This window comes from Cyclobacterium xiamenense, from assembly GCF_009467825.1.
GTDB classification, from domain to species: domain Bacteria; phylum Bacteroidota; class Bacteroidia; order Cytophagales; family Cyclobacteriaceae; genus Cyclobacterium; species Cyclobacterium xiamenense.
On record NZ_WIOK01000085.1, the window covers coordinates 1 to 790 of the forward strand.

1 protein-coding gene is annotated in these 790 nt (G+C 46.6%); it reads left to right on the top strand.

What is annotated here, in order from left to right:
• The coding region (locus GCU44_RS22955) for an IS256 family transposase (protein ID WP_154859717.1) at positions 1–717 on the top strand (717 nt) is incomplete at its 5' end.
• Positions 718–790: the final 73 nt, after the last annotated feature.

The window sequence follows — 790 nt, forward strand, 5'->3', positions numbered from 1 at the left end:
CATTTTAAGGTCCGGGAAGAGGGTAAGGTCAAACACAAGGCATTGTACAATGTGTTAGGCATCAATAAAGAGGGAAAAAAGGAGATACTGGGAATGTATATCTCTGAGAGCGAGGGAGCCAATTTCTGGCTACAGGTACTTACAGACCTGGAAAATCGTGGTGTCAAAGACATCTTGATAGCCTGTACCGACAATCTGACCGGCTTCACGGAGGCCATCCATTCAGTCTTCCCCAAAGCCGATATCCAACTCTGTGTGGTCCACCAGATTCGAAACAGCCTTAAGTATGTGGCCAGTAAAGAACAGAAGGTCTTTATGAAGGACCTAAAATTGGTCTACCAGGCTGATACCAAGGACCAGGCAGAAACGGCTCTGCTGGATTTGGAAGAAAAATGGGGAAAGAAGTATCCCGTGGTAATTCGCTCCTGGAATGATAACTGGGACCGATTGAGCACCTACTTTGAATATAGCCCATCCATTAGACGGCTGATCTATACCACAAACACGGTAGAAGGCTTTCACAGACAAGTGCGAAAGGTAACCAAGTCCAAAGGCGCCTTCACCTCTGATATGGCCTTAATGAAGCTTGTTTATCTGGTCACCAGGCGTATTGAGAAAAAGTGGACCTCACCTTTGCAAAATTGGGGCTTGACTGTTCAGCAGTTGGCTATTAGATTTGAGGGAAGATTGGAACTGGATCTGAAGACAGAGTCCTAAAAAAATAGTGAATTTTCCCTTCGGGGGGCTAGCCCCCCGAAGGGAAGCCAGACAGAGTTGAGCTAACACTCCC